Genomic DNA, 1,235 nt, shown 5'->3' with positions numbered 1-1,235 from the left:
ATGATTAATTCATCTACCGTCCTCTCACACCACCGTACGTACGGTTCCGTATACGGCGGTTCTACAGTTTAATATGAACTTTATTGTAATAGCTGACTAGGGATATATAGCCCCTTTCAGCTATTCTTTTGTTGTTAAGAGCTCTGTTTAGTACTGGACTTTTGGCTATTCTCCAATAGGATTTACGTGTATTTGCCCATTGCCAGGCTTGAAATTTTGCTGTTCCTAATTTTACTAAGTTTGTAAATTTGGTTTTGATTTTTTTCCAGCTTTTCCATGCACACATTCTTATTCTTCTTCTTAACCACTCGTCTAGGTTTTGAAGATGGTTTCTCATATTTGCCAATTTGAAATATTGTATCCATCCTCTTATGATTTGGTTGATTTTTATTCTTCTTTGCTTATAGCCTAGTGCATTACTTCTGTTTGTTACTTCTTTTAGTTTTGTCTTCAGTTTCTTTAGGCTTTCTTTGTGTACTTTTAGTTGGGTTCCGTTGTTATGGTAAAATCCATACCCTAGATATTTTGTTTGGCTTAATTTTCTTATTGATGTCTTTTCCTCATTTACTTTAAGTTTTAATTTTCCTTCTAACAGCTTTTTGACTATTTTGTGGTATCTTTCGGCTGCTTTTCTATTTCTTGCAAATATTAGCATGTCGTCTGCATATCTTACAAATTTGTATCCCCATTTTCCAAATTCTTGGTCAGCTTCGTTTAGGTAGATGTTTGCTAGTAATGGACTTAAGGGTCCACCTTGTGCTACTCCTTTGTCTGATTTTACTTTTATTCCATCTATCATTATTCCTGATTTTAGATATTTGTGTATTAGGGATATTACGTCTCCATCTTTTATTTCTTCTGATAGGATTTGTATGAGTTTGGATTGGTTTACTGTTTCGAAGTATTTTTCTAGGTCTAAGTCTACTACCCAGGTGTTTCCTTCTTCTGCTATTTCTTTTATCCTTTTTAGGGCATCATGCGCGCTTCTATTTGGTCTAAATCCATAGCTGTTTTCTGAGAATTTCTTTTCATAGATTGGGCTTAATTTTTGTGCTATTGCTTGTTGTATTACCCTATCTGTTGTTGTGGGTATGCCTAGATTTCGTTTCTTTCCATTTGATTTTGGTATTTGTACCCTTTTTACTGGTTTGGGTTTGTATTTCCTTGCTCTTATTTGTCCTAGTATTTTCTCTTTGTTTTCTTTTAGATATTCTAGAAGTTCTTCTGTTGTTATT

Annotated in this window: 1 protein-coding gene; it reads right to left on the bottom strand. The window is 34.0% G+C overall.

The window, feature by feature from the left end:
• Window positions 1–61: 61 nt before the first annotated feature.
• Window positions 62–1,235: group II intron reverse transcriptase/maturase (gene ltrA / locus BQ7474_RS00035; protein ID WP_073997052.1), on the bottom strand; the 1,174-nt coding region annotated here is incomplete at its 5' end.

Origin of the sequence: Anaerococcus urinomassiliensis (genome assembly GCF_900128425.1) — a bacterium.
In the GTDB taxonomy this organism is placed as follows: domain Bacteria; phylum Bacillota; class Clostridia; order Tissierellales; family Peptoniphilaceae; genus Anaerococcus; species Anaerococcus urinomassiliensis.
The sequence above is the reverse complement of the archived record's forward strand: the minus strand, read 5'-3'. Positions and strand labels throughout refer to the sequence as shown.